The following is a 25508-nucleotide window of genomic DNA, read 5'->3' on the forward strand; positions in this document are numbered from 1 at the left end:
TTAAGGCGGGCTTACATTTGTTATAAAACGTTTATATACCGCTGGTAAATTATCTAAAATAGCTGACTTACCCTCTAAATCGCTGTTGCTTATACATTCGTAAAGCATCGCTTCGCTCAATGTGTTTACTAACCGCTGAGATTGCTTAATATGGCTAATATGCCAAAGTTCAGGTGCTACGCCGCCTAAATCCTGTTTGTAGGGGCGATAAAAACCATATTTAGCTAGATTTTTATCAAGCCACTGGCTGAGTGGCGCAAATGGCCCACCATGTTGGTATTCATCAGGGGTAAGTTGCAGCTTATAATCATCGCTAATTGCGGCGGTATCATACACATCAAGGTCGGTTCCTAAATGATGCCGACTAGCCCCTGGCATGGCAGAGTAAAGCATAATAGCCGTGCATTTTTCCAGTTCATTTAGCTTGCTTAAATCCACTATCTGTTGCTGTTTATTAAAAACAGGGCGTATACCTAAAAACTTGTTATTCCAAATCATAGCTTGGCGATTAAAATCGCGAAAACTTGAGGCAATAGTCAGCTCAAAACCAGCGTTTTTAGCGCCATTTTGCAGGGCTAAAAAGTCATCAATAATATCAGTATGTAACCGATGCGATTGAATCTCAGTGAGATGTGTATCACTTTGTCCAGTGATACACATTGCTAATGTATTGGTATCGAGTGCCATTAGGTTAACAATTGCTCTAAAATTTGCTCGTAAATATCAGCTAAAGCGATTAAATCATCGGTGCTTACACATTCATCTACTTTATGAATAGTGGCGTTGCGCGGGCCTAGTTCAATCACTTTTGCGCCTGTTTGCGCTATAAAGCGCCCATCTGATGTACCCCCGGTGGTTTCGAGGTTAGTGGTTAAGCCCGTGACAGATTTAATCGCATTTACGGTGGCATCAACTAACGGGCCATGCTCGGTAATAAACGGCAAGCCATTTACTATCCAGCTTAATTCGTAGTTTAAGTCATACGTTTGTAAAATAGCATTAACCCGTTCTTGTAGTTGCTGATGAGTTACTTCGGTACTAAATCTAAAATTAAATTGCACCTCAAGCTCGCCCGGTATGACATTCCCGGCCCCCGTGCCACCATTTATATTTGATACCTGGAAGCTGGTTGCAGGGAAAAATTCATTGCCGTTGTCCCACACGGTTTGGCTAAGTTCAGTAATAGCGGGGGCAGCCAAATGAATTGGGTTTTGCGCTAAGTGGGGGTAGGCTACATGGCCTTGCACACCTTTTACTTTTAAAAAGCCAGTAAGGGAGCCACGACGGCCATTTTTTACTACATCACCGAGTACATCTCGCGATGAAGGCTCACCCACTAAGCACATATCAATTTTTTCACCACGTGCTTCAAGCGTGTCTATTACTTTGGTTGTGCCGTTGATAAAGGGGCCTTCTTCATCGGAGGTAATTAAAAATGAGATAGAGCCTTTATGATCAGGGTTTTTAGCCACAAAGCGCTCAGTAGCAACAAGCATTGCTGCCAGAGAGCCCTTCATATCCGCTGCGCCTCGGCCATGCAGCAAACCATCTTCAATTAAGCCTGAAAATGGCGGGTGCTGCCAGTTTTGTGCAGGTCCTGTAGGGACTACATCAGTATGGCCTGCAAAACAAAAGTGTGGCGACTGGTTTCCTTTTCGGGCCCATGTATTGAGTGTATCGGTAAAAAATAATGACTCAATATTAAAGCCTAGGGCTTTTAAACGCTCGTTCATCATTGATTGGCAACCCGCATCTTCAGGGGTTACCGACTCGCGCTGAATAAGCGCTTGTGCAAGTGCAATTACTTCATGTGTCATTATTTAAATATCTCATCGTATTGCGCTGCTTTAAAGCCTAAGTGGTAGCTGTTGTTATTAACAAGTACTGGGCGCTTGATCATAGCTGGTTGCTCTACAAGTAATGTTATAGCAGTGTCTTTGCTTAGGTTTTGCTTTTGCTCATCACAGAGTGCACGATAGGTTGTACCACGCTTATTAACTAATTGCTCCCAGTCAATATGCTCAGCAAATTCGCTTACAAGCTGCTCGTTTACACCGTCTTTTCGGTAATCGTGAAAGGTAAAATCTATGTTGTTGTCGGCGAGGTATTTTTTGGCTTTTTTAATGGTATCGCAATTACTAATGCCGTAAAGAGTGATCATAGGTTTAGTTCTTCTTAATAATAGTTAAAAGGGGGTCTACACCCGCATTTACGTGCGTGTGTGAATAATGAAAAGTGCCTAAGTTATGGCCATTTAATAGCACTAAGCTGGCCAGTAAGGGCGATTTAAGTTCGCGTAAATCAAAGTAAGCTAAGCGCTGCCCTTTGCTTATTTTGCTGCCATTTAGCTGTGCAATATGTGTGTGTGTAATAGGCTGCTGCGCCGGTAGTGACAAGTTAATGAGAACCTTTAAACCGTTATTTGCTTGGAAAATAAATTCACATCCTGCATTTTTAACCTGCATTAAAGTGCCATCAAAGGGCGCTAAAATTTTGTGGTTACTTAATGCAACCAACATAGTTGGCCCAAGGGTAGAAAATTTAAAAAAGGGCTCAGGGTGCAGGTTCAAATCAATGACTTTGCCGCTAAAGGGGCTGGTAATTTTTAATGCGCTGGCGGGGAGCTTATTTTGCGCTAAAAACTCGATAGAGGCTGCTCTCATTTATTGATCTACTACTAAATTGTAGCCATCTTTTTTAAGTGCAGTGATGGCTTGCTGCGCAGTGTGTTTTTTTACCAAAATATAATCTGTGTCGTAGGTTGAGATAGAAAAGATAGAAATATTAGCCTTTGCAAGCACGCCAGATATATTGGCCATAATCCCCGTTAAAGAAAACCCCAACGGGCCAACCACTTCAAGTGCTTGCCAATCAGGCTCTGTATCTAAACACTCAATAGCAAAATGACTAGGGCAAACAATAGAAAGCTCATCATGAGTTTTAGAAATAAAAAATAGGGGTAATTTTAATAGCGCTACAGGAATGTCTGCATCCACTTCTAAACTATGAATTGACAACAGCGTGCTGTGTAATTGTAATGTTTGTTTTGACATTAATAACCTGCAAACAGCGTATAGAGTCAGTTAATAGTATAGATTATTGGCTTTAAATTAAAGGTGTAACAGCCACTAAAATAAAGGCTGTGTGACTGTGGGTAATAAGGATTTAAAACTTACCCACAATTTCTGTGGATAAGTATGGGAATTGGTAGGTATAAATAGCCTAACTAACTAATTAATAAGTAAATATTAGCTAGGCTATAAAAAGCACTAGTTTGATTTAGGCGTTTTCGAGCGCTTCAACTTGAGCTGCTTGAATAGCCGTAAGTGCAATGGTGTACACTATGTCATCGACTAATGCGCCACGGCTTAAATCGTTAACGGGCTTTCGCATACCTTGTAGCATAGGCCCTATGCTGATTAGATCGGCACTACGTTGTACGGCTTTGTAGGTTGTGTTACCGGTATTAAGGTCTGGGAAAATAAATACCGTAGCTTTACCGGCTACTGGGCTATTTGGTGCTTTTTTAAGAGCAACATTTTCCATAATCGCAGCGTCGTATTGCAATGGCCCATCAATAATTAAATCAGGACGTTTTTGTTGAGCAATTTGCGTGGCTTCACGCACTTTTTCAACATCGGCGCCAGAGCCAGAAGTACCTGTGCTGTAGCTTATCATGGCAACACGTGGCTCTATGCCAAACGCAGCTGCAGAATCAGCTGACTGGATAGCGATATCTGCTAATTGTTCTGCATTAGGGTCGGGGTTAATTGCACAGTCGCCATATACCAGTACTTGGTCAGGCAGCAGCATAAAAAACACAGACGATACAAGTGATGACCCTGGAGCGGTTTTAATTAACTGCAGCGGTGGGCGAATTGTATTAGCTGTTGTGTTAACAGCGCCAGATACTAAGCCATCGACTTTACCTTGCTCAAGCATCATAGTGCCCAGTACAACATTATCTTGTAATTGCTCTTGTGCTACGACTTCTGTTAAGCCTTTGCTTTTACGAATTTCGACCATAGGTGCAACATAGTCGTTAATCACCGATTTTGGCTCAACAATACTTACATGTTCGTTAAGCTCAATACCTTGTTGCTCGGCAATACGCATTATTTCATCGCGATCGCCAAGTAATACTGTTTTGGCAATACCACGTTGTCCACAAATAGCCGCGGCTTTAATAGTACGCGGCTCATTTCCTTCAGGAAGTACCACTGTTTTAGCTGCTTTACGGGCTTTATCTGTAAGTAAATAACGAAACGCAGGAGGAGAGAGCTTACGTGTTCTACCAACATTTTTTGCAAGCGTATCGAGCCAATCAGAATCGATATATTCTGCGTTGTGATCTTTTACTTTTTCAATACGTTGGTCATCATCGCTTGGTACTTCCATATTAAAATTATGCAGTAGTAATGATGTACGCCAAGTATCGGCCTCTGTGGCTAAAATAGGCAAGCCTGTTTGCATTGCTTGTTCACACAGCGCCATTATACGCGGCTCTGGTTCAAAACCACCGGTAAGTAAAATAGCACCAATTTTAGTGCCGTTCATGGCCGACAAACACGCAGCGACTAAAATATCTGAACGATCGCCCGGGGTGACTAATAATGCGCCCGGTGTAAAGTGGTTCAAAATGTTTGATACGGTACGCGCACAAAATGTAATACGGCGTAAGCGACGGTGTAGCATGTCGCCTTCGTTAATTATGGTGGCTTTTAAATACGCGCTTAAATCTTTAACGCGCGGCGCAACTAAATCAAAGTCCCACGGGATGGCGCCTAACAGCATAAATGGGTTTTTTCTAAAAATAGGTAAAGAAGCTAAACGGTTTAATTCGTTATCGAGCTCTTCTGCTTTGTATGAATCGACCAAATCAGCGCGGGCGCGGCCTTCTTCATCAAGCGGGGTATTCACTTTGTTAAAAATACAGCCTAAAACCCGCGGGTGATCAATGCCACCATAATACCCAGCAGCAATTTCTAAACGGTCTTCAATTTGCGTAATGGTGTAATTACCAGGGGTTAATACAAATACAATATCGGCACCCAGAGTTTGGGCTATTTCGCGGTTTACACGCCCAGCATAAGGTTGGCGGCGAGTAGGCACCATACCTTCAATAATAGCCACTTCATCATCGTTAATTTTACTTTCAAAGCGCTCTACTATTTCTTCAAGTAAATCATCGCCCTTACCATCGCCAATCATTTGCTCTGCATAGCTTAATGCAAAGGGAGTTGGTGGGGTAATTGATGAGCCTTGCATAATAATTTGAGTTGATTTTTCAGGGCCTGTTTCACCCGTACGTGGCTGGGCAATTGGCTTGAAAAAGTTAACTTTCACGGCTTTTTGCTCAAGCGCACGCACTAACCCGACAGAAACAGATGTTAAACCAACACCCGTAGAAACCGGAATTAACATAATACGACGTGCCATAATTAAAGCTCCTTCACAATGTTAGCGGCATCAAGGGCTATTACCCATTCTTCATTAGTTGGCATTACAACCGCTTTAGTGATCGCGTTGTCAGAGCTAATAATGCCTTCATTACCAAATCGCGCATCTAAGTTGGCTTGTTTATCGCAATCTAGGCCTAAAAACGCCAGTTGTGTGATTACTTTTTCGCGGATAATATCTGAGTTTTCGCCTATACCACCGGTAAAAATAAGCGCATCTAACTGCTGTAATGGCACCATGTAGGCGGCAATTTGCTTAGCAAGGCGGTAGCAAAAAATATCAAGTGCAAGGGCGGCTTTTTCATGGCCAGCTACAGCGGCTTCTTCTATGGTTCTGCAGTCGTTAGACAGTTCACTAATACCTAACAAACCACTTTCTTTATTCAGTAAGTTGTCGATTTGTTTTGCATCATAATTAAGTTGTGTTGTTAAAAAGTTAAATAAACCAGGGTCGATATCACCGCTGCGGGTGCCCATTACTAACCCAGCAAGCGGGGTTAAGCCCATGCTAGTATCTACACTTTTACCGCCTTTAATTGCACGCACAGAACAACCATTACCTAAATGCGCACTAATAAAATTGCTTTGCTCAACAGGCTTATTAATTAATTTAGCGGTTTGGCCTGCTACATAATAGTGGCTTGTGCCGTGCATACCGTAACGGCGAACACCGTGCTCTGTGTATAGCTTGTAAGGGAGTGCATATAAGTAGGCTACTTTATCCATGGTTTGATGAAATGCAGTGTCAAAAACAGCAACCTGGGGCAAACCAGCAAACGAAGCCTGCGCTGATGAAATACCCAGTAAGTTTGCATGGCCATGTAAAGGGGCAAGGCTTGAAGCATCTGAAATACCCGCAATGACTTTTTCATCCACTAATGCAGATTGAGTAAAGTGCTCACCACCGTGTACAACACGATGGCCTACGGCAATTAAATGCTCATCTAAGTGGTGATCTTTAATTAGGCTCACAAGCGTATTAATTGCTTCACCATGCGCTTGATTAGCAGCTAAGGTGATAACGGTTTTATCACCTTGGTATTTATATTTAATAGATGGATTTTCTGAACCTAGGCGTTCAGCTAAGCCCGAAATAATTTCATGCCCGTTATCAGCATCAATAATGGCAAATTTTAAACTCGAACTACCACAGTTTAATACTAAAACGTGTTGTGATTTAGAGGGCGCAGTTGGCATAGATACAGTTTCCATAAACAATAAATTTAGTAAGTGTACGTTAAGATATGAACAATACACTTAAGGTGCAAATTAAAGGTAAACTTAGCCACCATATAGGTGATAAAAAAGCGACTAAAGTCTAATTTATAAGATGCGTATTTTAACCCAGTTAATAAATTTAGTTTAGTGTTTAGTTGCTTATATATACAAAAACAATAACTTTTACTGCTAAAGTGTGAAGCTATTTATTTGTGTTACACTTACAGGCAGTGGCAAGCAGGCGCTACGGGTTTAAAAGTTTAGATGTGAGGAGTCATGATGCAAAAAAGTGTGATGTCACAATTACAAACGGGTAGGTTATATGCAAAAAAATGGCCTATGCGTAAAGAGTTAGCACCGTTGTTTAACGAATTTAAAGTAATTAAGGCAACCGAGCTGGCAATTACTGTAATGCCAATATTAGCCATGCTTACGTTATTTTTTCAGCTTAACTATTTAGGCCCCGATTTTTTACCGCAAGCGATTGCCAGTGCATTGTTTTTTTTATCGTTGCCGTTGCAAGGCTTGTTTTGGTTAGGTAAGCGAGCCGAAACACCATTAGAACCGAGCATGCAAAAATGGTACAACGAGTTATATACCAAAATGGTGGCAAATGGCTACCAAGCCCAAATAAGCGAAAACAAGCCCCGTTATATGGAACTTGCACACTTATTAAAAGACATGTTTGATAAAATGGATAAAGCGTTTACTAAAGAGCAATTTTAGAGCGCGTTTATCTATAAGTGTATGAGCAGAGCGCACGCTTTGCTCTATTTATTTATAACACTCCCTCTGGCATATGAGCTGACTCAATATAGCCGGGCAGTAACTTCCTCACTAACACTCGTTATTAAAACATCAATCGGCTTTACTAAACTCGGTAATGTAAAACGATAGGGTGACGCTTTGGGCGCCTTTTTCTTCAAGAGTTTGCCAATGTTCAGGTCTAAATTTCCACGCAAATGGTGTCATCATTATTAAATTTTTAATATCTGAAAAATTAAGCGTAACCTGCTCTGTAATGAGCTTTTGATCTGCTTTTATAAAGCCGCTTGGCGTGTCAATTTCAGTGTGTTTTGCTACATCTGCATAAATATATTCTTTAAGCTCTTTTAAATGCCACGGCCCTGGGCTTGCAACTACTAATGTGGCATTTGGCGCTGCTAAACGCGCCAGCTCTTGTTCAAACAAAGGCGCAAAAACACTCAGCAATACGTCAGCAGTGCCTGACTTAAAAGGCGCCTGGCTAATTGATGCAACGCTAAAATGACATTGTGGGTATCGCTTTGCTGCATATTTTACGGCTGATTTAGAAATATCGACGCCGTATACCTGCGCCTCTATTTTATCGGCAATGGCATGAGTATAAAATCCTTCGCCACAGCCTAAATCTATTAGCACGTTTGGTTTGCGCTCACTAATTATATTACTTAATGCGCGCTGTAAAAATGCGTAAAAGCCTTGCTCTAAAAAAGCACGCCTTGCTTGTACCATTTCGAGCGAATCACCCGGTTGCTTTGAGTTTTTGTGTTGCACCGGTAATAAATTTACATAGCCTTCTTTGGCGAAGTCGAAGGTGTGATTGTTGTCACATCGAAGTGATGAATTATGTTTTAAAAGTGCGTGGTTACATAAAGGGCATTGGTATTGCAGACTCATGAGTCTAGGTAGTCCTTATCATAAAAAGTTTTGACCCAGTGTGGCCGATAAGTGATCAAAAGCGTAATGGCCATACCGTTGAGCATTGCCTCAGGAAACCAAATGATAGCACTTAGGTATACGTAATTATCTGCCAATTCCTGCCAATTATATTGCCCTATAAGCAAATAAAACAAAGCCCCAAAGCTTATTTTTAGACATGCAATAAAGCCTGCCAATATAAAAGAGCATACAAAAATATAAACAAAAAAGTGACGCGGTAAATACTGATAACTCATTATAAAGCCAAGGTAGCTTAATAATGTAGGAATAAATGCACCAAACAGTATTTGCATGGGCAAAAGATTAAGATCAATGTTTGCAAAAGCTGCCAATAGGGCACTGGCCAGTAGGCTACTTAAAATAGCAAGGCGCCACCCTAAAATTAGCGTTGCGGCAGTTACACCTAAAATGTGTAAATCAAGACCGCTTAAAATACCCGCTTTAATTTGCCATAACATGGCAAACACTAACGCACACGCAAGTACCCCTATTTGCCGTGCAGGCGTTTTATAAAGTGCTTTATAGGTATTTTTTTCTACGCTTATAAAGGTAATAATTAAAACAAGGGCCCAAAGTAGCCCTTGCATTTTAAGCGTTAACATAGCAATTATTTAAAGGTTGACCAAATTGGCGCATGGTCAGAGGGCTTTTCTATGCCGCGTAATTCGTAATCTATGCCGGTATCAATACATCGCTCGGCAAGGGCATGGGTAGCAAGTACAACATCAATGCGTAGGCCACGATTATCTACAAACCCTTTAGAGCGATAATCAAACCACGAGTATTTGTCGCTTGTATCAGGGTTTTGCTCTCTGAAGGTATCTTTAAAGCCCCAATTTAATAATTTAGCAAGCCATTCGCGCTCCTCTGGTTGAAACGAGCACTTACCTGTTTTAAGCCAGCGTTTAGCGTTTACTTCACCAATACCAATATCTAAATCGGTAGGCGAAATATTGATATCGCCCATAACGATAACGTCTTCATCGGGCGTGTGGTTTGTTTCTAAATGGGTCATTAAATCTTTGTAAAACTGGCGCTTATAAGGGAATTTTGTTTCGTGATTTATATTATCGCCTTGTGGGAAATAACCATTCATTACCGTTAGGTCGCGGCCATTTTCTTGCTCAACTGTCACACTTATCATGCGTTTTTGTGCTTCTTCAGTGTCGCTGGCAAAACCTTTTAAGACCGATTTAGGCTCATTTTTGCATAACATTGCCACACCGTAGTGCGCTTTTTGACCATGAAAATAAACGTGGTAACCCATTTTTTGTACGTCCTCGAGAGGGAACGCCTCATCATGAACTTTAATTTCTTGCAAACCAATAATGTCTGGCTGGTGTTTATCTATAATTGCTTGTAACTGGTGTAAGCGAGCTCGCAGACCATTGATATTGAAAGAAATAACCTTCATAAAATTTACCTTTAATTAGACTCTGTTTTTATAACTAAATTGTATCAGTAAATAAGCCTACATAACATGATCGAAATGAGAAAATAGCTGCGCAAATGTTGATCAATTGGTGCGTAAAGTTTAAACATTGTAAATGCTTTATTAATTATTTAAATAAATAAAAAATTCAATTGATCTCGTAATTATTGAATATATAATGCGCAAAAATTACTTGTTTAGTCGTTCAAATAGGATCTCTCTCATGAAAACACAATTACTTTTAGCTACTGCTTTATTAGCCTCTGCGTCTGTATCAGCAAAAAGCAACACTTACTTTAGCCAAGATAATAAACTTGAATCTAAATTATGTGTATTAAGTGCAAATGAAGGCTTTAGCGCAGCGCGTAAAGAAGCAGCACAACACGGTGTATACTTATCGCGTTTTTCTAAAAGTGTTTTATGTAATGGTCAAGATATTCGCGACATTGCTAAAAAAGTAACGTCTAACCAAGCTGCTGAATCAAAAGTTGAAGTGTTTGCAAAAGATGCACACCAAGAAACACAGTTATGTATCACAGCGTTAAAGCAAGGCCTTGCGCCTGTTCGCCAAAAAATCGGTAACTTAAACTCATTAAAGTGTAACGGACAAAACGTAACTGAATTTGTAAAGCGTTACCAAAACGCAGCAATCTAATTGCGCGGTAACATGTAGATTAAAATAATACCCAGTTTGTACTGGGTATTTTTTTGCAAAAATTACAAGGTATGCAGCAATCATTGCAAAGCTAAGTAGTTGATTAATGTATATAAAATAAGCTAAATACACGTAACCTATTGATTGTTGGCGGCTTGTGCACTTTGGCATTGGACTTGTATTAGTTAAAGTGACATTTACTAACTACAAGGATACGTCTTATGAAAAAGTTAACACTCGCAACAACTATTTTAGCTTCGTTAAGTTTAGCCGCATGTGCCTCAAACCAAGGCCTTGAAAAAATCGATAGCGATTTTGCAAGTTTAGATAACGACAGTGATGGTTATATTTCAAAAGTAGAAGCAGATGACGATAGCATCTGGGGCCACTTTTCAAATATTGATACCAATATGGATAACGAGATCAGTCGTAAAGAATTTAACACTTACATGCAGTTAAATACCGGTAAGGTAGCGACTGACAGCGAAGTAAGTGAGTCGGCGTTTAAAGCTAAAATAGCTAAATTTGATAAAATCGAAAATGATTTTGGAAGTTTAGATAACGACAAAAATGGTTACATCTCAGTAGAAGAAGCTGACGATGATGATATTTCAAACCATTTTGGTTACATGGATGGCAACAATGATAAACGCATCAGTAAAGGTGAGTTTAAAGGCTACATTAGCAAATACGGTAAAGCCGTTGCTGAAGATGATGCACTAAAGCATTATAAAAACAGCTAATATTAGCTAAATACGCTACACATAAGAGCCAGCATTAATTGCTGGCTTTTTTGTGCATTTAATTTGTTTTAAAAGCAGATATATTTTCCCCCTTTTGCGATGTTCTGTCATAATAGATGGCTACGTATTTTAAAGGGCAAAGCAAAATATTATGGCGGGTCGTCGAATTAGTGATGAACAATTAATTGAGATCATTGAAGCGGCTATATTTGTCGCAGACAAACCTGTTAGCAAACGCCACTTAAAAGATACTGTACTTGCTGATTTAGCTATTTCCATGTCACGAATTAACACTGCAATAGACGCTATACATACCCACTACCAAACACGTGGCATCAAGCTAGTTGAAGTAGGCAGTGGCTATCGCTTTCAAGCGTGTAGTAGTTTAAGCCCTTGGCTTAGTAATTTATGGCAAGAACGGGCACCTAAGTACTCTCGCGCACTACTAGAAACTTTGTCGTTAATTGCCTACAGGCAACCAATAACGCGTGGTGAAATAGAGCAAGTACGAGGCGTAACAACCGGATCAGCAATTATTAAAACCCTTCTTGAGCGAGAGTGGGTTAAAGTAGTAGGGCATAAAGAAGTACCTGGTAAACCAGCGCTTTATGCAACAACAAAATTATTTTTAGATTATTTTTCGTTAACCGGTTTAGATGAACTCCCTGCATTGCCAGCGCAACAGGAAAGTAAAATAAACCAGTTATTAAGTGATCCTTCTGTGAGAGAACCATCCGAATGAGTATTCAAGGTGAAAAGTTACAAAAAGTCCTAGCCCGCGCAGGGGTAGGCTCACGACGTGAAATGGAAAAATACATTGATGCAAACCGCGTTAGTGTTAATGGTAAAGTGGCTAAATTAGGTGACCGTGTTGAGGAAACAGACTTAATACGTGTTGATGGCCACAGCGTAAAGATTGAAGAAAAAGCCGATCGTATTTGTCGTGTAATTATGTACAACAAGCCAGAAGGGGAATTAAGTACACGTAAAGACCCAGAAGGACGTCGTACTGTTTTTGACCGTTTACCACGCATAGACGGTGAGCGTTGGATTGCTGTTGGTCGACTAGATATTAACACAGCTGGTTTAATGTTATTTACCAACGATGGTGAGTTAGCTAACCGCTTAATGCACCCAAGTTATGAAGTTGAGCGTGAATATTCAGCCCGTGTATTCGGTGAAGTGACCAATGAAACCATTAAAAACCTAACGCGTGGCGTAGAGCTTGAAGATGGTCCGGCTAAATTTTTAACGGTTAAATCACTGGGTGGCGAAGGCATTAACCGTTGGTACAATGTAACGCTAAACGAAGGGCGTAATCGCGAAGTTCGCCGCTTATGGCAATCGCAGGATGTAGAAGTATCGCGACTTATTCGTATTCGTTACGGAAAATTAGAGCTAGATAAGCGCCTTCCTCAAGGTGGCTGGGCTGAACTTGATTTAGAAACCGTTAACTATTTACGCAAAACCGTTAAATTAGGCCGCGAAACACAAACTAAACTGTCGGTTATGCCTGAAAAACGCAAAGACAAGCGTGCTAAAATTAACCAAATTCGTAAAGCGGTTAAAAAGCATAACCAACGTGTTAAGCAAACTAAGCGTAAGTAATACCAATCCGTAATAATACTTAATCATTTTGCGGGGCTAAACGTGTCGCTACCGAGGTAAAAAAATGCTCATTTAGCACAGCTAAATAGCGAATTTTTTGCCAAGCGAACAACACGTTTTTCTAGCCTTAAAAGAGCTCGCTTAATTAAGTGAATAGCTATAATTACAAAAAGATTACCGACAAAAAAGCCGCAATATATGCGGCTTTTTTTATAATTAAAAATGTAGTTTACTTTTTTTGTTGCGCATCGAGAGACTCACCGTTTACATCACTCGAGTCATCACTCATTAAATATAAATACGTTGGCATTAAATCTTCTGGGGTAGCAAGCTTATCGCGATCCTCCCCTGGGTACGCTGATGCACGCATAGAGGTACGCGTTGCGCCAGGGTTTATACAATTTACACGGATATTGGTTTTACCTACTTCGCAGGCCCATGTTTGCATCATGCCTTCAACTGCAAATTTAGATATTGCATAAGGCCCCCAAAATTCGCGCCCTTTACGGCCAACGCTTGATGAAGTGAAAACAATAGAGGCATTTTCTGATTTACGCAGCACAGGGAATAGCGCTTTGGTGATCATTGCTTGCGCAGTAACATTCACTTTCATGATGTTTTCAAACGTAGAAGAGCAAAAGTGCTCAAGTGGCCCTAGCGACCCTAAAATACCGGCATTATTTAATAAGCCGTCTAATCGGCCAAATTGACTTTCGATTGTAGCTGCTAAATCACGGTAGTTTTGTTTTGTCGCGCCTTTTAAGTCCATTGGCACAATAGCAGGCTGAGGGTAACCAGCATTGACAATCTCATCGTAAACGCATTCGAGCTTATTTGTTGTTTTACCAAGTAAAATAACTGTCGCGCCATGCTTTGCGTAGGTAATTGCTGCTACGCGGCCAATACCATCGCCGGCACCTGTAATTAAAATTACTTTATTTTGAAGTGCATTTGGAGTTGCTTGATAAGTTTGCATATAAATACCAATTTATAAAATTTTTTTGATTTTAACATAGCAAATCGTCAAGTAATCGAATTTATTGAAAATTTAGGTGGCGGAATTATAAACTTTACGTTAAGTTTAACTGGTCTAATGTCTCATTAATAAACTGATTACATTGTTTTAACTTTACTACACTGATTAAACACACTTACTTTGAACGAACACACTATAAAAATAAAGATATGTGCGGAGCCAACAATATGAAAAAAATGCTACTCTCACTCTCGGTTACAGCTGCGTTAGCAGGTTGTGGCGGCGGAGAAACATTAGAAGATGTTAAAAACGATACTGCAACCATAATACCTAATGCCACGGTGACCTTTGACCCTGCGAATGGGGTTTTATCTGTCCCTAACGATTTATTAATGAGCGGCACTCAAGACGGCACAATTAATATTCCAGGTGAATTAGACGATGATAACGTCTCTGTGCCTCGCACTGCTTATGCAGATCCGCAATTAGCGCTAGGTGCGTTAGATGGCTGGTCATCGCAAGTGCCTTACAAAATTGATTTAACTTTCCCTACAGGTGTATCGCTTGATGAAACCTCTGCAGCGTCGCCTGGTACAGTAAGAATTTTTGAAGTGGTTATGGGCGCAAGCTTAACTGATGCAGAATGTGCTGTTGTTACAGCTGGTTCAGCGTGTAAATTGGTAGGTGAATTAACCTACGGCGTAGACTTTATTTCTCAAGCCTCAGGCGACGCAGTTGCTATTATCCCATTAAAACCTTTCACACCAGGAAGTTCATACATAAATGTATTAACCACTGGATTAAAAGACTCTCAAGGGCGTTCTATTCAGCCTTCTTCTACTTACGCTTCTGTAAGTGAAGAAGCGCCATTAATTACTGATGCTCAGCTTGGTCTTCAAGCGGCAGTAAATAGCTATGAGAATGTGGTTGTAAGCTCAGGTGATATTACTAAAGATGATATTATATTTTCTGCTGCTATGACCATTCAATCAGCGGGTCCTGTGCTTGGCACAATTAAAAACTTACTGGCAGCTAGCTTACAAAATGATGCTTTGCCAACACCAATGGTAAGTGTACCTGAACAAGCAATGGTAAATGTGCAGCAAGTATTTGCAGCTGCGGGTGTTAGCGTATCGGATGCGTTCTCTGGTGTGCAATATTTAAAAGGTAGCGTTATGTTACCTATGTATTTAGGCACCCCAACAGGCACTGAAATAAGTGATTTAAATGATACATATTGGCAAGGTATGTGTGACAACGCGGTAGCTGTTTTAGGTTACAAAGCTGCAGCAGGCGAAGCTTTCCCTGCAGAGCCAATTAGCGATAATGATGGGCTTTGTGCTGCGTTAAGTGACGGACAGTTGCGTGATTTAGGTTTAGACACTACGCGTCATTTAACTAAGTATAACTCTATTCCTAAAGTGCAAAGCATGGCGAATGTGCCAGTGCAAATAACCAAACCTATTTTACCGGTTATTAATTTTATTCGTGATTCACAAGGTCTTGATCCAATTGAAATGCCAGAAACTGGTTGGCCAGTTGTTATTATGCAACACGGTATAACAACAGACAAAGAAAGCATGTTGGCACTCACTGCACAACTTTCAATTCAAGGTTTTGCCACAGCGGCGATTGACCATCCTCGCCATGGTGAGCGTGGTGTAGATGTTGATGCTGATGGGACAGATGACTTTAATGCGACGACGGGCTCAGTACTAAGTTACATGAACTTAAACTCGTTGTTAGTGGCTCGTGATAGCTTGCGTCAATCATCAGCAGATTTATTAGGCTTACGCTTAGGTTTAAACTTTATTAATGATGCGACGATTAACGCACAAGATGTAACCTATGTAGGGCATTCTTTAGGCTCTATTGTTGCACCTGCATTTATAGCTCAGGCTAATACTCCGCTTGCAGATACAGTTGACCCATTATTTAAGGTAAACACGGTAGCACTTGCCAGTGGCGGTGGCGGTATAGCAAGCTTTTTACTTGAATCGGCTGCGTTTGGGCCATTTATTCAAGGCTCTGTATTATCGCAAGCTGGTACAGCAGAATCGCAAGAGTTCAACGAGTTTTTACAAGCAGATGCTATTTCAAACTGTGGTACATTATTACCAGATATGGAAGCGTTTTTAACTTGTGGCTACCAGGCGTATGTAACCTCACTTACTACGGCAGGGGAAACTACAAAACTTGCTAACATTCAAGCGGTAATGACCGAGTTTGCTTTTGCAGCGCAAACCGCACTTGATAGCGGAGACCCAACAAATTACGCAGCAGCGATAAATGCATTAGGTACCCCTGTATACACTAATGTAGTTGTAGGCGATGGCGCAGATAACAAACCAGACCAAGTAATTCCGCCAGCGGCAGCAAATAACCCTATATCGGGCACAATTCCGTTAGCAACATTAATGGGGCTTGAAACAGTAAGCACTTCACAAGCACTAAGTGAAACCCCGGCGAGTTATTTGGTGAAATTTACAAAAGGGCACCATGGCTCAATTTTAACGCCAGCACAAGACGACGCCCAAGCGGCAACTGTTGAGGGCAGTGCAGCAGCAAACGCTGAAATGCAGCTCCAAGTAGCTACTTATTTAGCTGCACGCGGGCGTATGTTATTAGTCAGTAACCCAGAGGTTGTGACTGATTAATCAGCAAATACCTTATTAACCTTGAAAAGCCACTGTTTAGTGGCTTTTTTTTGTTATAAAGCATGATAAATTAGCTTAAATTTATAAATGGAGAGACCAGTTGGAATTTTTATACGAATACGGTTTGTTTTTTGCTAAAACGGTTACCTTTGTTATTGCTATTGCAATTATTTTAACCCTTATTGTGGGTTCAGCAGTAAAGCCTAAAGCTAAAAAAGGAGCCATAGAAATAGACGATTTGTCTGAGCAACTAGATGACTTAAAACACAGCTTTTTAGAAAATACTTTAACTAAAAAAGAGTTAAAAGCGCATCATAAAGCGCAAAAAGTCGAGTCTAAAAAAGCGGCAAATGATGAGCCGAAGCCACGCCTATATGTTATTGACTTTATAGGTAGTATGGACGCTCATGAAGTTGAAAGCCTACGCGAAGAAGTGACCGCAATTATTGCCATCGCTAATCCTGAGAAAGATAAAGTATTAGTTCGCTTAGAAAGTGGGGGCGGCGTGGTGCATGGCTATGGTTTAGCTGCATCGCAATTACAGCGTTTTAAAACTGCAGGAATTAAGCTTTCGGTTTCTATTGATAAAGTAGCAGCGAGTGGCGGTTACATGATGGCCTGTGTGGCCGATGAAATATTAGCGGCTCCTTTTGCTATAGTTGGCTCTATTGGTGTAATTGCACAAATACCTAACTTTAATAAAATTTTAAAGAAAAACGATGTAGAGTTTGAGCAAATTACAGCAGGCGAATTTAAACGTACGTTAACCTTGTTCGGCGAAAACACAGATAAAGCCCGCGAAAAGTTTCGTGATGAAATAGAGCAAACACATGGTTTGTTTAAAGAGTTTGTAAGCAGTCAAAGGCCAACACTTAATATTGATAATGTGGCAACGGGCGAGCACTGGTTTGCAACACAAGCAATTGAAAAGGGCTTAGTTGATGTAATTAAAACCAGTGATGATGCGTTATTAGAACAGCAATCTGAGCGTCAAATATACAAAGTAAAATACAAAATTAAGAAAGGATTAAGTGATAAGTTAGCAATTGGGCTTAGTAGCTCTGTAAATAAAGCAGGCGTTAATTTAATGTCGCGTTTTAAAGCAATGAACCCATAAAACGTTATTAAAAGTAATAAAAAACCCTTGCTTAGCAAGGGTTTTTTATGGGCTTAAATAATTACTCAGTAGATTTGTGGTAATCTTCTAAGTCTTTAGCTGCGTTCGGGTCGTTAAATATTGTTTCATCTAATTGACCTTCTGACTTAGCAACCACACAAGTTACCATACAGTCACCCGTTATATTAACGGCTGTGCGCGTCATATCGAGCAATCTGTCAACACCAATAATAATTGCAATCCCTTCTACTGGTAAACCTACTTGGTTAAGTACCATTGCAAGCATGATTAAACCCACACCAGGCACGCCCGCAGTGCCTACCGAGGCAAGCGTTGCGGTTAGAATAACCATTAAGTAATCAGAAATCGTTAAATCAACAGCAAACACTTGTGCAATAAATACTGTTGCCACGCCTTGCATAATAGCTGTGCCATCCATGTTAATGGTAGCGCCTAGCGGAATAGTAAAAGAGGCAACCGAGTTATTAGCGCCGAGTTTTTTGGTCGCAGTTTCAAGTGTAATAGGCATAGTCGCGCTTGAGCTTGAAGTGCTAAAACCAAATAAACACGCGTGTTTCATTTTAGCTAAAAAGGTAAGCGGGTTAAGACCTGTTAATACTTTTAAAATAATACTGTAATTAATAAATGCGTGAATTAATAAGGCCGCCACTACTACAAGGAAGTACTTAGCTAGGCTGAGTATTAATCCCATTTCGATAGTGGTAAAAAGTTTAGCCATTAAAAAGAACACACCGTAAGGTGCAATGTTCATTAGTAGCGTTACTAGTTTTAAAATAACCGTGTTTAAATCTTCAAATACTGCGGCTACACGTTTACCTGCTTTGCCACTTAGCGCCATTGATACACCAAATAAAAGCGCAAACACAATAACTTGCAGCATGTTCCCTTTAGCCATCGCTTCGAATGGGTTAGTAGGGAACATATCGATAATCACTCGCGCTAAGGTTGGGGCTTCTTTAGCATTGAAGCTTGCATCTGATGGCAGTGCAATGCCTTGACCTGGGTTAAATAATAACGCCAGTGAAATAGCTACGGTAATTGCCACGGCAGTTGTAACTAAATATAAGCCAATCGATTTACCACCTAAACGGCCTAATTTTTTAGGATCGCTCAAGCTACACGTACCACATACAAGCGATACAAATACCAGCGGCACAACCAACATTTTTAAGCTGGCAATAAAAATTTGTCCGCCAACATGGAAAAGGCCATCTACAAAAAAAGCTTTAATTGGCAAAGAGAATAACCCAAGAGGAATTAGATAATCGTCTTCACCAGCTAATATAGCCTGAAATAAAAAGCCTACAGCAATACCCAGTGCCATGCCAATCATGATACGGGTAGTTAAACTCATTGAACGTATTTTAGACATATTCCCTAATCTATTTTTTCAAATTTGCCATAGACTACCAGCAAGGAAATATTTACTACAGAAAAAAATAGCCTTTGCGGAATTATTTACATAAAAAAGTGACAAAAAACTGTGATATTAGACTAAGTTATAGGTTAATATTAGGTAAACAACTATTAGTAAATAATAACAACGCTAGGGAGAGGTCCATGCCTTTAACGCGACTACTCAGCATTACACTATTTAGCATTTTGCTTTGCGCTTGTGGTGGTGGTGGAACAATCGAAAAAGACGGCACCATCGGAGATGATGACGATTCTACTACAGAAACATCCACTTACACGGTAACTTTAAAAGGTTACTTACAATCTAGTGACACTGAGTCAAACACGGTCACAGCGGCTGCTCCTTTAGAGCTTAGAGCTACTTTAGAAGATGAAGATGGCGATGCAGTCTCAGGTGAGCGTATTACTTTTACCCTTGCTGACTCAATCGGTGAACTAAACCCTACAGCAGGTACAGCGTTAACCCAATCAGATGGTATAGCGATACTGGAACTTACCGCGGGTGAAAATGCAGGAGCTGGTGAAGTAACAGCAACATATACAGTCGATGGCGAAAGTTACACCGATACGTTTGCATTTGAGTCGGATGGCGCACAATCAACAGATCCACAATTGAGTGTAACGCTTGTTGATTCATCTGGGGCTACGACTCGAAGTGTTGATTATTTAAACCCTGTTACCGCGCAGGTTGAACTATTAATTGATAATGAACCCGCTGCTTACCAATTAATTGAGTTTGTACTTACTGGTTTAGGGAGTATAAACCCTACAAATGGTACAGCTTTAACAAACGAACAAGGCATTGCAACAATTAGCTTGCTTGCAGGGACTGAAGCTGGGGCTGGCTCTATTGTGGCCACCTACACCGATAACGAAAATACTGTTTATAGCTCTGAAGGTTATACATTTACAACTGAAGGGGATGCGCCCATTCAAGGTGAATCATTAGACTTTTCTATCGGTTTAAGTCTTACCTCTTCAACGACGTTATCAGAAATTAGCACAATCAGCGCCGCAGATAGCGCAGTTGTTAAAGCAACTATTCTTGACGGAGATGGTGTTGAAGTTGAAGGGGCAGTTGTAAACTTCTCATCAACTCTAGGCAACTTAATCCCAAGTATTGGTACTGCACTAACGAATGAGAGTGGTGTTGCATCAATTAACTTAACTTCGGGTACTGTAGAAGGTGCAGGCGTTATAACAGCCCAGTACGAAGGTGTTGAGCAAACGCTGGGTTTTTATACAAAAGGTGATGCTGTAAATCCAGACCAAAGTACTGCAGATATTAGTTTTTCAATCCTAGAAAATTGTCCAGCAGACTTTAAATCTCAAAGAGATGCAAGCCAGTGTGATCTAGTAACTAGTATCTCAGGTGATTCAACGGCGATTCTTTATATCGAAGTGACTAACGAGAATTCGACAACTCCTCTTACGCAAACTCTAGTAACAGCGAGTACAACAATTGGCTCAATCACACCTTCAACTGGCACGGCTATTACCGATGTAAATGGTATCGCACTTTTAGATATAGTTCCTGGTCAAGATGTAGGCGCCGGTGAAATTACTGTGTCAGTGCTCGATAGCGATTTAACTAAGGCATTTCAAATTGCTGCTGTAGATGTTGAAATTGCTATTAGCAGCTCGGTTGCAGACGATGAGCTATTAGCTGCAGGTGCAACAGCACTTATCTCAATTGAAATTTCAAAAGACGGTGAGCTATATACCACACCACTTACTGTTGAATTTTCATCTGGTTGTGTTGGCTCTGGCCAAGCACTTATAGATGAAACAGTAACCAGTATTGGCGGCTTTGCACGCTCTACATACCGTCCGCTTACTTGTGTGGGTGGGGATATAATTACGGCTACCGTGATCACCGGTGGCGATACGGTTTCTGCTAGTACTACTATAAATGTATCACCTGCCAATATTGGCTTTTTACAATTTGTAGAAGTGACTGAGCCAGTAATTGCATTAAAAGGTACGGGTGGTGCTGACAGAACTGAAATCTCTGAAGTAACATTTAAACTTGTGGATTCAAATGGCAATGATTTAGCTTCAAGAACGGTTAACTTTGAGCTGTCAACGGCAGTTGGTGGTATAACGTTAGGCACAGCCAGTGCAATTACTAATGCCAGCGGTGAAGTGACTACCTCAGTTCAATCGGGCTCAATTGCTACGCCTGTGCGTGTTATCGCATCTAGCGAAGAAGACGTAGATGGCGATACGGTTATTGTAACCGCCCCTTCAGATATTCTTGTAATTAGTACAGGCATTGCTGATCAAAATAGCTTTTCGCTATCGCGTTCAATATTTAACCCTCATGCGTTAAATGTTGATGGTAATACGGTATCGGTTAATGCTCGCCTAGCTGATCACTTTAACAACCCTGTGCCAGATGGAACAGCTGTTAGCTTTATCACAGAAGGGGGCGTAATAGAGCCAAGTTGTACAACAACCAATGGTACGTGTAGCGTAACGTGGACCAGCAGTAACCCACGCCCGTTTACTGACTCTATGTATGAAAATACCATTACGCAAAAGTGTGATGGTGGCTTACCATGCCCATTAGGAATTTTAAATAATGACTTAACGGTAGATTTACCGTTAGGTGGACGTGCCACTGTACATGCTTATGCAATTGGTGAAGAAACGTTTTCTGATTTGAATGGCAACGGCTACTTTGACAGTGAAGATTTTTTTGATGATTTATTTGATATTCCAGAAGCCTTTATCGATAACAATGAAGATGGCACCTATGGCGGTAAAGACTGTAATGATGGAACCGACCCCTGTTCACGTGATAACTCAACCGGTGATGAGTTTGAAGAATTTGTCGATTTTGATGGCAATGGTACATGGACCACACAAAACGGCCTATACAATGGTTTACTGTGTCGTGAAGAAGACGAAGCCGCAGGTATTTGTAGTCGTCAAATGGTTAATGTATTTCAAAACCAAGAAATCGTAATGTCGGGTGATACTGCATTCTTTAGGCTAGTTACATACGCGGATGATTGTTCTGCTATCGCGGGTGCAACCGCTTCAGAGGTACGTGTAAACAGCGACCCTGCAAGTCCACTTGTTCGCCGTGTGCAAAACGACCCCACTAGCGCAATAATGTGTCAGGTTGATGCAATAGATTTAACACAAACTGCATCAGGCACGGCTAGCCTTGGGCTTACGGTATTTATAGCGGATATATATAACAACCCAATGCCTGCTGAAACAACCATCTCTATTGACACAGACAATGGTATTTTAACAGGTAGTGATAATTACACTTACCCTAATACAACAAGTATTGTGCCTGTTGGTTTATCCTTTGGTATTACGCGTGAAGACTTAGATGGAGGAAATGAGCAGTTTAGTGGTATTTTAACCATTACTGCCGAAGCGCCTTCTGGGTTAGAAAGTACGCTTTCTGTTAGCGTAACCGACGATTTATAATCGGTAGAATGTAAAAAATGCCAACCTTAAGGTTGGCTTTTTTATTTGTGTTCTATATATTCCACAGCAATTATTTTAAAAACACCGGTTTGTATAATTTAACAACAAAAATTGTTTGTTTATTCAGTAAATACTGAAAAGTTTGTATTAAAAGCTTGTAACAATAGGTGTTTGTAGATATACCTATAAATATTCGCGCCGTTTATGTCGGCAAAACACATTTAAATATTTGGTTAGAAATAGGCAACTATGGGCAAATCGCTAGTAATTGTAGAGTCACCTGCTAAGGCTAAAACAATTAATAAATACTTAGGTAAAGACTTCATCGTAAAGTCCAGTATTGGACATGTGCGTGATTTACCTACTTCAGGTTCGAACAAAGCTAAAGTACCGGCGACTAAAACGCCAGCTGAAGTTCGTAAAATGGAGCCTGAAGAAAAGGCAGCGTATAAACAGCAACGAGATTACACTAACTTAGTTGCACGTATGGGTATTGATCCTGAAAAAGGGTGGGAGCCACATTACGAAATTTTGCCAGGTAAAGAGAAAGTAGTTCAAGAGTTAAAAAAGCTGGCCGAAAATGCAGACCAAGTTTATCTCGCAACGGATTTGGATAGAGAAGGGGAAGCAATTGCTTGGCACCTTCAAGAAATTATTGGTGGTGAGCCTGAAAAATATAAACGCGTTGTATTTAACGAAATTACAAAAAATGCGATTCAACAAGCGTTTGAAACACCTGGTGAACTAAATACCGACATGGTATATGCACAACAAACACGCCGCTTCTTAGACCGTGTAGTTGGCTTTATGGTATCGCCATTATTATGGGCTAAAGTAGCGCGCGGGCTTTCTGCTGGGCGTGTGCAATCGGTTGCGGTACGTTTATTAGTAGAGCGCGAACGTGAAATCAAAGCGTTTATTCCTGAAGAATTTTGGGATATACACGCCGATGTTAAAAATACCGAGTCACAATTACGCTTAGAAGTCACCAAACAAGCAGACAAGCCATTTAAGCCGGTAAATGAGGCTCAGGCTACAGCCGCAGTTAAAAGCCTTGAGACAGCCGAATATAAAGTAATAAGTGTTGAAGAAAAACCCAGCAAAAGCCGCCCAAGTGCGCCTTTTATTACTTCAACCATGCAACAAGCCGCCAGTACACGTTTAGGCTATGGCGTTAAAAAAACAATGATGCTTGCACAGCGCCTCTACGAAGGCGGTTACATTACTTATATGCGTACCGATTCAACTAATCTGTCAAAAGATGCAGTTGAAATGTGTCGTGATTATGTAACCCAAGAGTTTGGCGCAAAGTACTTACCTAAAGACCCAATTAGCTACAGCTCTAAAGGCAATGCACAAGAAGCGCACGAAGCGATCCGTCCTTCAAGTGTAACTGTACTTTCTGGGCATGTTGAAGGTGTTGATGCCGATGCCAAAAAACTGTACGAATTAATTTGGCGTCAGTTTGTTGCCTGTCAAATGGTGCCTGCAGAGTACGACTTAACAACACTTACTGTGGCCGCTGATGAGTTTCAACTAAAAGCAAAAGGGCGAGTACTTCGCTTTGATGGTTGGACAAAAGTGCAACCTGCGGTACGTAAAAAGAATGAAGAAGATCAATCGCTGCCAGCAGTAAAAGAAGGTGAAGTACTTAGTTTAATTGAGCTTGACCCTAAGCAGCATTTTACTAAACCGCCAGCGCGCTTTAGTGAAGCAAGTTTAGTAAAAGAGCTTGAAAAACGTGGTATTGGTCGTCCATCTACGTACGCATCAATTATTTCAACAATTCAAGACCGTGGTTATGTACGGGTAGAAAACCGTCGTTTCTTCGCTGAAAAAATGGGCGAAATTGTTACCGACCGTTTGGTTGAAAACTTCACTGATTTAATGAACTTTGACTTTACAGCAAAAATGGAAGGTCGTTTAGATGATATCGCCGAAGGCGAGCGTGTATGGACCCAAGTGCTTGATAAGTTTTATGCTGATTTTTCTACGCAATTAAACATAGCCAAAGATGAGCCAGAGCAAGGCGGAATGCGCCTTAATCAAATGGTCGAAACCGACATTGACTGCCCTACGTGTGGCAGAAAAATGGGTATTCGCACGGCATCTACAGGGGTGTTTTTAGGGTGTACAGGTTATAACTTACCGCCTAAAGAGCGTTGTACAACCACTATGAACCTAGTATCAGGGGATGAAGCGGTTGCGGCAGATGTTGAAGACATTGAAACTGAAACATTAATGCAAATGAAGCGCTGTCCAATCTGTGAAACGGCTATGGACTCTTACCTAATAGACGAAACCCGTAAATTACATGTTTGTGGTAATAACCCTGCATGTGAAGGGTATATCGTTGAGCAAGGTACCTTTAAAATTAAAGGATACGATGGGCCTATTATCGAATGTGATAAATGTGGCTCAGACATGGAGCTTAAATCGGGCCGTTTTGGTAAGTATTTTGGCTGTAACAACGAAGAGTGTAAAAATACGCGTAAGTTACTTAAAAACGGCGAAGCTGCGCCACCAAAAGAAGATCCTGTGCACATACCTGAACTTGAATGTGAAAAGTCAGAAGCTTATTTTGTTTTACGTGACGGGGCTGCAGGTATTTTCTTGGCGGCTAACACTTTCCCTAAATCACGCGAGACGCGAGCACCTAAAGTGGCTGAGCTAAAGCGTTTTAGAGAGCGTATTTCACCTAAGTTTTATTACTTAGCTGATGCGCCAGATAAAGATCCTGATGGTAATTTAGCCGTAGTACGTTATAGCCGTAAAAATAAAGCGCAATACGTGATGACTGAAGTTGACGGAAAAGCCACAGGCTGGACTGCTCACTACGAAGCGGGTACATGGGTAGAAGAAGCGAAGAAAAAAGCAGCGCCTAAAAGGAAAGCGGCTGCAAAAAAATCGCCAGCTAAACCTAAAGCAAAAAAAGAAGCTGAATAAACGTTAAAATTTATTTAGCCTAAGACAAATAAAAACCGGAATACACAGCCTGTGTCATTCCGGTTTTTTTATGATTATATGCGTCGCAATGGCTTTATTAGCCGCATAT

At 40.8% G+C, this 25508-nt stretch carries 21 protein-coding genes; 9 read left to right on the plus strand and 12 right to left on the minus strand.

What is annotated here, in order from left to right:
* From PAT01_RS00405 to PAT01_RS00435, 7 genes are all read right to left on the minus strand, one after another.
* Entirely contained in the window at positions 1–687 is a 687-nt protein-coding gene (locus PAT01_RS00405; RefSeq protein ID WP_138578224.1) for a M15 family metallopeptidase, read from the minus strand.
* Positions 687–1817, minus strand: coding sequence for a succinyl-diaminopimelate desuccinylase (dapE, locus tag PAT01_RS00410; protein ID WP_138578222.1), 1131 nt, complete (start codon positions 1815–1817; stop codon positions 687–689). Before dapE ends, PAT01_RS00405 begins: the two co-directional genes overlap by 1 nt.
* Positions 1817–2161, minus strand: coding sequence for an ArsC family reductase (locus PAT01_RS00415; protein ID WP_054982397.1), 345 nt, complete (start codon positions 2159–2161; stop codon positions 1817–1819). The genes dapE and PAT01_RS00415 overlap by 1 nt, the downstream gene beginning before the upstream one ends.
* Before the next feature lie 4 nt (positions 2162–2165).
* The gene (locus PAT01_RS00420; protein ID WP_138578220.1) at positions 2166–2663 is read right to left on the minus strand and encodes a PTS glucose transporter subunit IIA; all 498 of its coding nucleotides are present in this window, start codon (positions 2661–2663) and stop codon (positions 2166–2168) included.
* A complete protein-coding gene (locus PAT01_RS00425; RefSeq protein WP_029772079.1) occupies positions 2664–3053 on the minus strand; it encodes an ACT domain-containing protein in 390 nt (129 codons plus the stop codon). It lies immediately after the preceding gene.
* Positions 3054–3279: 226 nt separating this feature from the next.
* A complete protein-coding gene (gene pta / locus PAT01_RS00430; RefSeq protein ID WP_154944359.1) occupies positions 3280–5439 on the minus strand; it encodes a phosphate acetyltransferase in 2160 nt (719 codons plus the stop codon).
* A 2-nt stretch (positions 5440–5441) separates the two neighbouring features.
* Complete coding sequence (locus PAT01_RS00435) at positions 5442–6656, minus strand: acetate kinase (protein ID WP_154944574.1); 1215 nt, start codon at positions 6654–6656, stop codon at positions 5442–5444.
* A gap of 300 nt (positions 6657–6956) precedes the next feature.
* Here PAT01_RS00435 and yfbV point away from each other — a divergent pair, with 300 nt between their 5' ends.
* Entirely contained in the window at positions 6957–7403 is a 447-nt protein-coding gene (yfbV, locus tag PAT01_RS00440) for a terminus macrodomain insulation protein YfbV (RefSeq protein ID WP_054982400.1), read from the plus strand.
* Between the two features lie 132 nt (positions 7404–7535).
* Here yfbV and PAT01_RS00445 read toward each other — a convergent pair whose 3' ends face one another.
* Genes PAT01_RS00445 through xthA form a run of 3 tightly spaced genes read right to left on the minus strand, consistent with a single transcriptional unit; the run spans position 7536 to position 9792 of the window.
* Positions 7536–8336, minus strand: a complete 801-nt coding sequence (locus tag PAT01_RS00445) for a putative RNA methyltransferase (RefSeq protein WP_029772082.1) — start codon at positions 8334–8336, stop codon at positions 7536–7538.
* On the minus strand, positions 8333–8980 hold the full coding sequence (locus PAT01_RS00450) for an energy-coupling factor ABC transporter permease (RefSeq protein WP_138578216.1): 648 nt from the start codon (positions 8978–8980) through the stop codon (positions 8333–8335). Before PAT01_RS00450 ends, PAT01_RS00445 begins: the two co-directional genes overlap by 4 nt.
* 5 nt (positions 8981–8985) lie before the next feature.
* Complete coding sequence (gene xthA / locus PAT01_RS00455) at positions 8986–9792, minus strand: exodeoxyribonuclease III (protein WP_096041844.1); 807 nt, start codon at positions 9790–9792, stop codon at positions 8986–8988.
* A 241-nt stretch (positions 9793–10033) separates the two neighbouring features.
* On the opposite strand from xthA, the gene PAT01_RS00460 reads away from it, so the two are divergent.
* The 4 genes from PAT01_RS00460 (at position 10034) to rluB (ending at position 12816) form a co-directional block, all read left to right on the plus strand.
* Positions 10034–10465, plus strand: coding sequence for a hypothetical protein (locus PAT01_RS00460; RefSeq protein WP_004587783.1), 432 nt, complete (start codon positions 10034–10036; stop codon positions 10463–10465).
* 221 nt (positions 10466–10686) lie between these two features.
* Complete coding sequence (locus tag PAT01_RS00465; RefSeq protein WP_138578214.1) at positions 10687–11208, plus strand: EF-hand domain-containing protein; 522 nt, start codon at positions 10687–10689, stop codon at positions 11206–11208.
* Between the two features lie 151 nt (positions 11209–11359).
* Complete coding sequence (gene scpB, locus PAT01_RS00470) at positions 11360–11950, plus strand: SMC-Scp complex subunit ScpB (RefSeq protein ID WP_024034031.1); 591 nt, start codon at positions 11360–11362, stop codon at positions 11948–11950.
* Complete coding sequence (gene rluB / locus PAT01_RS00475; protein ID WP_004587786.1) at positions 11947–12816, plus strand: 23S rRNA pseudouridine(2605) synthase RluB; 870 nt, start codon at positions 11947–11949, stop codon at positions 12814–12816. Before scpB ends, rluB begins: the two co-directional genes overlap by 4 nt.
* Positions 12817–13045: 229 nt before the next feature.
* Here the strand turns inward: rluB and PAT01_RS00480 are convergent, their stop codons facing one another.
* Entirely contained in the window at positions 13046–13792 is a 747-nt protein-coding gene (locus tag PAT01_RS00480) for a YciK family oxidoreductase (RefSeq protein WP_004587787.1), read from the minus strand.
* 227 nt (positions 13793–14019) lie between these two features.
* Here PAT01_RS00480 and PAT01_RS00485 point away from each other — a divergent pair, with 227 nt between their 5' ends.
* Together PAT01_RS00485 and sohB are read left to right on the plus strand one after the other, a co-directional pair.
* The gene (locus PAT01_RS00485; RefSeq protein ID WP_138578212.1) at positions 14020–16449 is read left to right on the plus strand and encodes a VolA/Pla-1 family phospholipase; all 2430 of its coding nucleotides are present in this window, start codon (positions 14020–14022) and stop codon (positions 16447–16449) included.
* A gap of 100 nt (positions 16450–16549) precedes the next feature.
* Positions 16550–17566: a protease SohB gene (gene sohB / locus PAT01_RS00490; RefSeq protein WP_064385519.1), complete on the plus strand. Its 1017-nt coding sequence runs from the start codon at positions 16550–16552 to the stop codon at positions 17564–17566.
* A 61-nt stretch (positions 17567–17627) separates the two neighbouring features.
* Here sohB and PAT01_RS00495 read toward each other — a convergent pair whose 3' ends face one another.
* Positions 17628–18959: a dicarboxylate/amino acid:cation symporter gene (locus PAT01_RS00495; protein WP_004587790.1), complete on the minus strand. Its 1332-nt coding sequence runs from the start codon at positions 18957–18959 to the stop codon at positions 17628–17630.
* Between the two features lie 188 nt (positions 18960–19147).
* Between PAT01_RS00495 and PAT01_RS00500 the strand changes: the two genes are divergently transcribed.
* The gene (locus PAT01_RS00500) at positions 19148–22453 is read left to right on the plus strand and encodes an Ig-like domain-containing protein (protein ID WP_138578210.1); all 3306 of its coding nucleotides are present in this window, start codon (positions 19148–19150) and stop codon (positions 22451–22453) included.
* Between the two features lie 249 nt (positions 22454–22702).
* On the plus strand, positions 22703–25399 hold the full coding sequence (topA, locus tag PAT01_RS00505; RefSeq protein WP_138578208.1) for a type I DNA topoisomerase: 2697 nt from the start codon (positions 22703–22705) through the stop codon (positions 25397–25399).
* Positions 25400–25508 lie beyond the last annotated feature (109 nt).

Origin of the sequence: Pseudoalteromonas atlantica (assembly GCA_007988745.1) — a bacterium.
In the GTDB taxonomy this organism is placed as follows: domain Bacteria; phylum Pseudomonadota; class Gammaproteobacteria; order Enterobacterales; family Alteromonadaceae; genus Pseudoalteromonas; species Pseudoalteromonas atlantica.

What these genes read in the sequence shown, in the direction of transcription:
- PAT01_RS00465 (WP_138578214.1), top strand. Translation starts at nt 10,687, where the DNA reads ATGAAAAAGTTAACACTCGCAACAACTATTTTAGCTTCGTTAAGTTTA.
- xthA (WP_096041844.1), bottom strand. Translation starts at nt 9,792, where the DNA reads ATGAAGGTTATTTCTTTCAATATCAATGGTCTGCGAGCTCGCTTACAC.
- scpB (WP_024034031.1), top strand. Translation starts at nt 11,360, where the DNA reads ATGGCGGGTCGTCGAATTAGTGATGAACAATTAATTGAGATCATTGAA.
- pta (WP_154944359.1), bottom strand. Translation starts at nt 5,439, where the DNA reads ATGGCACGTCGTATTATGTTAATTCCGGTTTCTACGGGTGTTGGTTTA.
- yfbV (WP_054982400.1), top strand. Translation starts at nt 6,957, where the DNA reads ATGCAAAAAAGTGTGATGTCACAATTACAAACGGGTAGGTTATATGCA.
- dapE (WP_138578222.1), bottom strand. Translation starts at nt 1,817, where the DNA reads ATGACACATGAAGTAATTGCACTTGCACAAGCGCTTATTCAGCGCGAG.
- PAT01_RS00450 (WP_138578216.1), bottom strand. Translation starts at nt 8,980, where the DNA reads ATGTTAACGCTTAAAATGCAAGGGCTACTTTGGGCCCTTGTTTTAATT.
- rluB (WP_004587786.1), top strand. Translation starts at nt 11,947, where the DNA reads ATGAGTATTCAAGGTGAAAAGTTACAAAAAGTCCTAGCCCGCGCAGGG.
- PAT01_RS00435 (WP_154944574.1), bottom strand. Translation starts at nt 6,656, where the DNA reads ATGCCAACTGCGCCCTCTAAATCACAACACGTTTTAGTATTAAACTGT.
- PAT01_RS00415 (WP_054982397.1), bottom strand. Translation starts at nt 2,161, where the DNA reads ATGATCACTCTTTACGGCATTAGTAATTGCGATACCATTAAAAAAGCC.
- PAT01_RS00425 (WP_029772079.1), bottom strand. Translation starts at nt 3,053, where the DNA reads ATGTCAAAACAAACATTACAATTACACAGCACGCTGTTGTCAATTCAT.
- PAT01_RS00480 (WP_004587787.1), bottom strand. Translation starts at nt 13,792, where the DNA reads ATGCAAACTTATCAAGCAACTCCAAATGCACTTCAAAATAAAGTAATT.
- PAT01_RS00485 (WP_138578212.1), top strand. Translation starts at nt 14,020, where the DNA reads ATGAAAAAAATGCTACTCTCACTCTCGGTTACAGCTGCGTTAGCAGGT.
- PAT01_RS00500 (WP_138578210.1), top strand. Translation starts at nt 19,148, where the DNA reads ATGCCTTTAACGCGACTACTCAGCATTACACTATTTAGCATTTTGCTT.
- topA (WP_138578208.1), top strand. Translation starts at nt 22,703, where the DNA reads ATGGGCAAATCGCTAGTAATTGTAGAGTCACCTGCTAAGGCTAAAACA.
- PAT01_RS00405 (WP_138578224.1), bottom strand. Translation starts at nt 687, where the DNA reads ATGGCACTCGATACCAATACATTAGCAATGTGTATCACTGGACAAAGT.
- PAT01_RS00460 (WP_004587783.1), top strand. Translation starts at nt 10,034, where the DNA reads ATGAAAACACAATTACTTTTAGCTACTGCTTTATTAGCCTCTGCGTCT.
- PAT01_RS00420 (WP_138578220.1), bottom strand. Translation starts at nt 2,663, where the DNA reads ATGAGAGCAGCCTCTATCGAGTTTTTAGCGCAAAATAAGCTCCCCGCC.
- PAT01_RS00445 (WP_029772082.1), bottom strand. Translation starts at nt 8,336, where the DNA reads ATGAGTCTGCAATACCAATGCCCTTTATGTAACCACGCACTTTTAAAA.
- PAT01_RS00495 (WP_004587790.1), bottom strand. Translation starts at nt 18,959, where the DNA reads ATGTCTAAAATACGTTCAATGAGTTTAACTACCCGTATCATGATTGGC.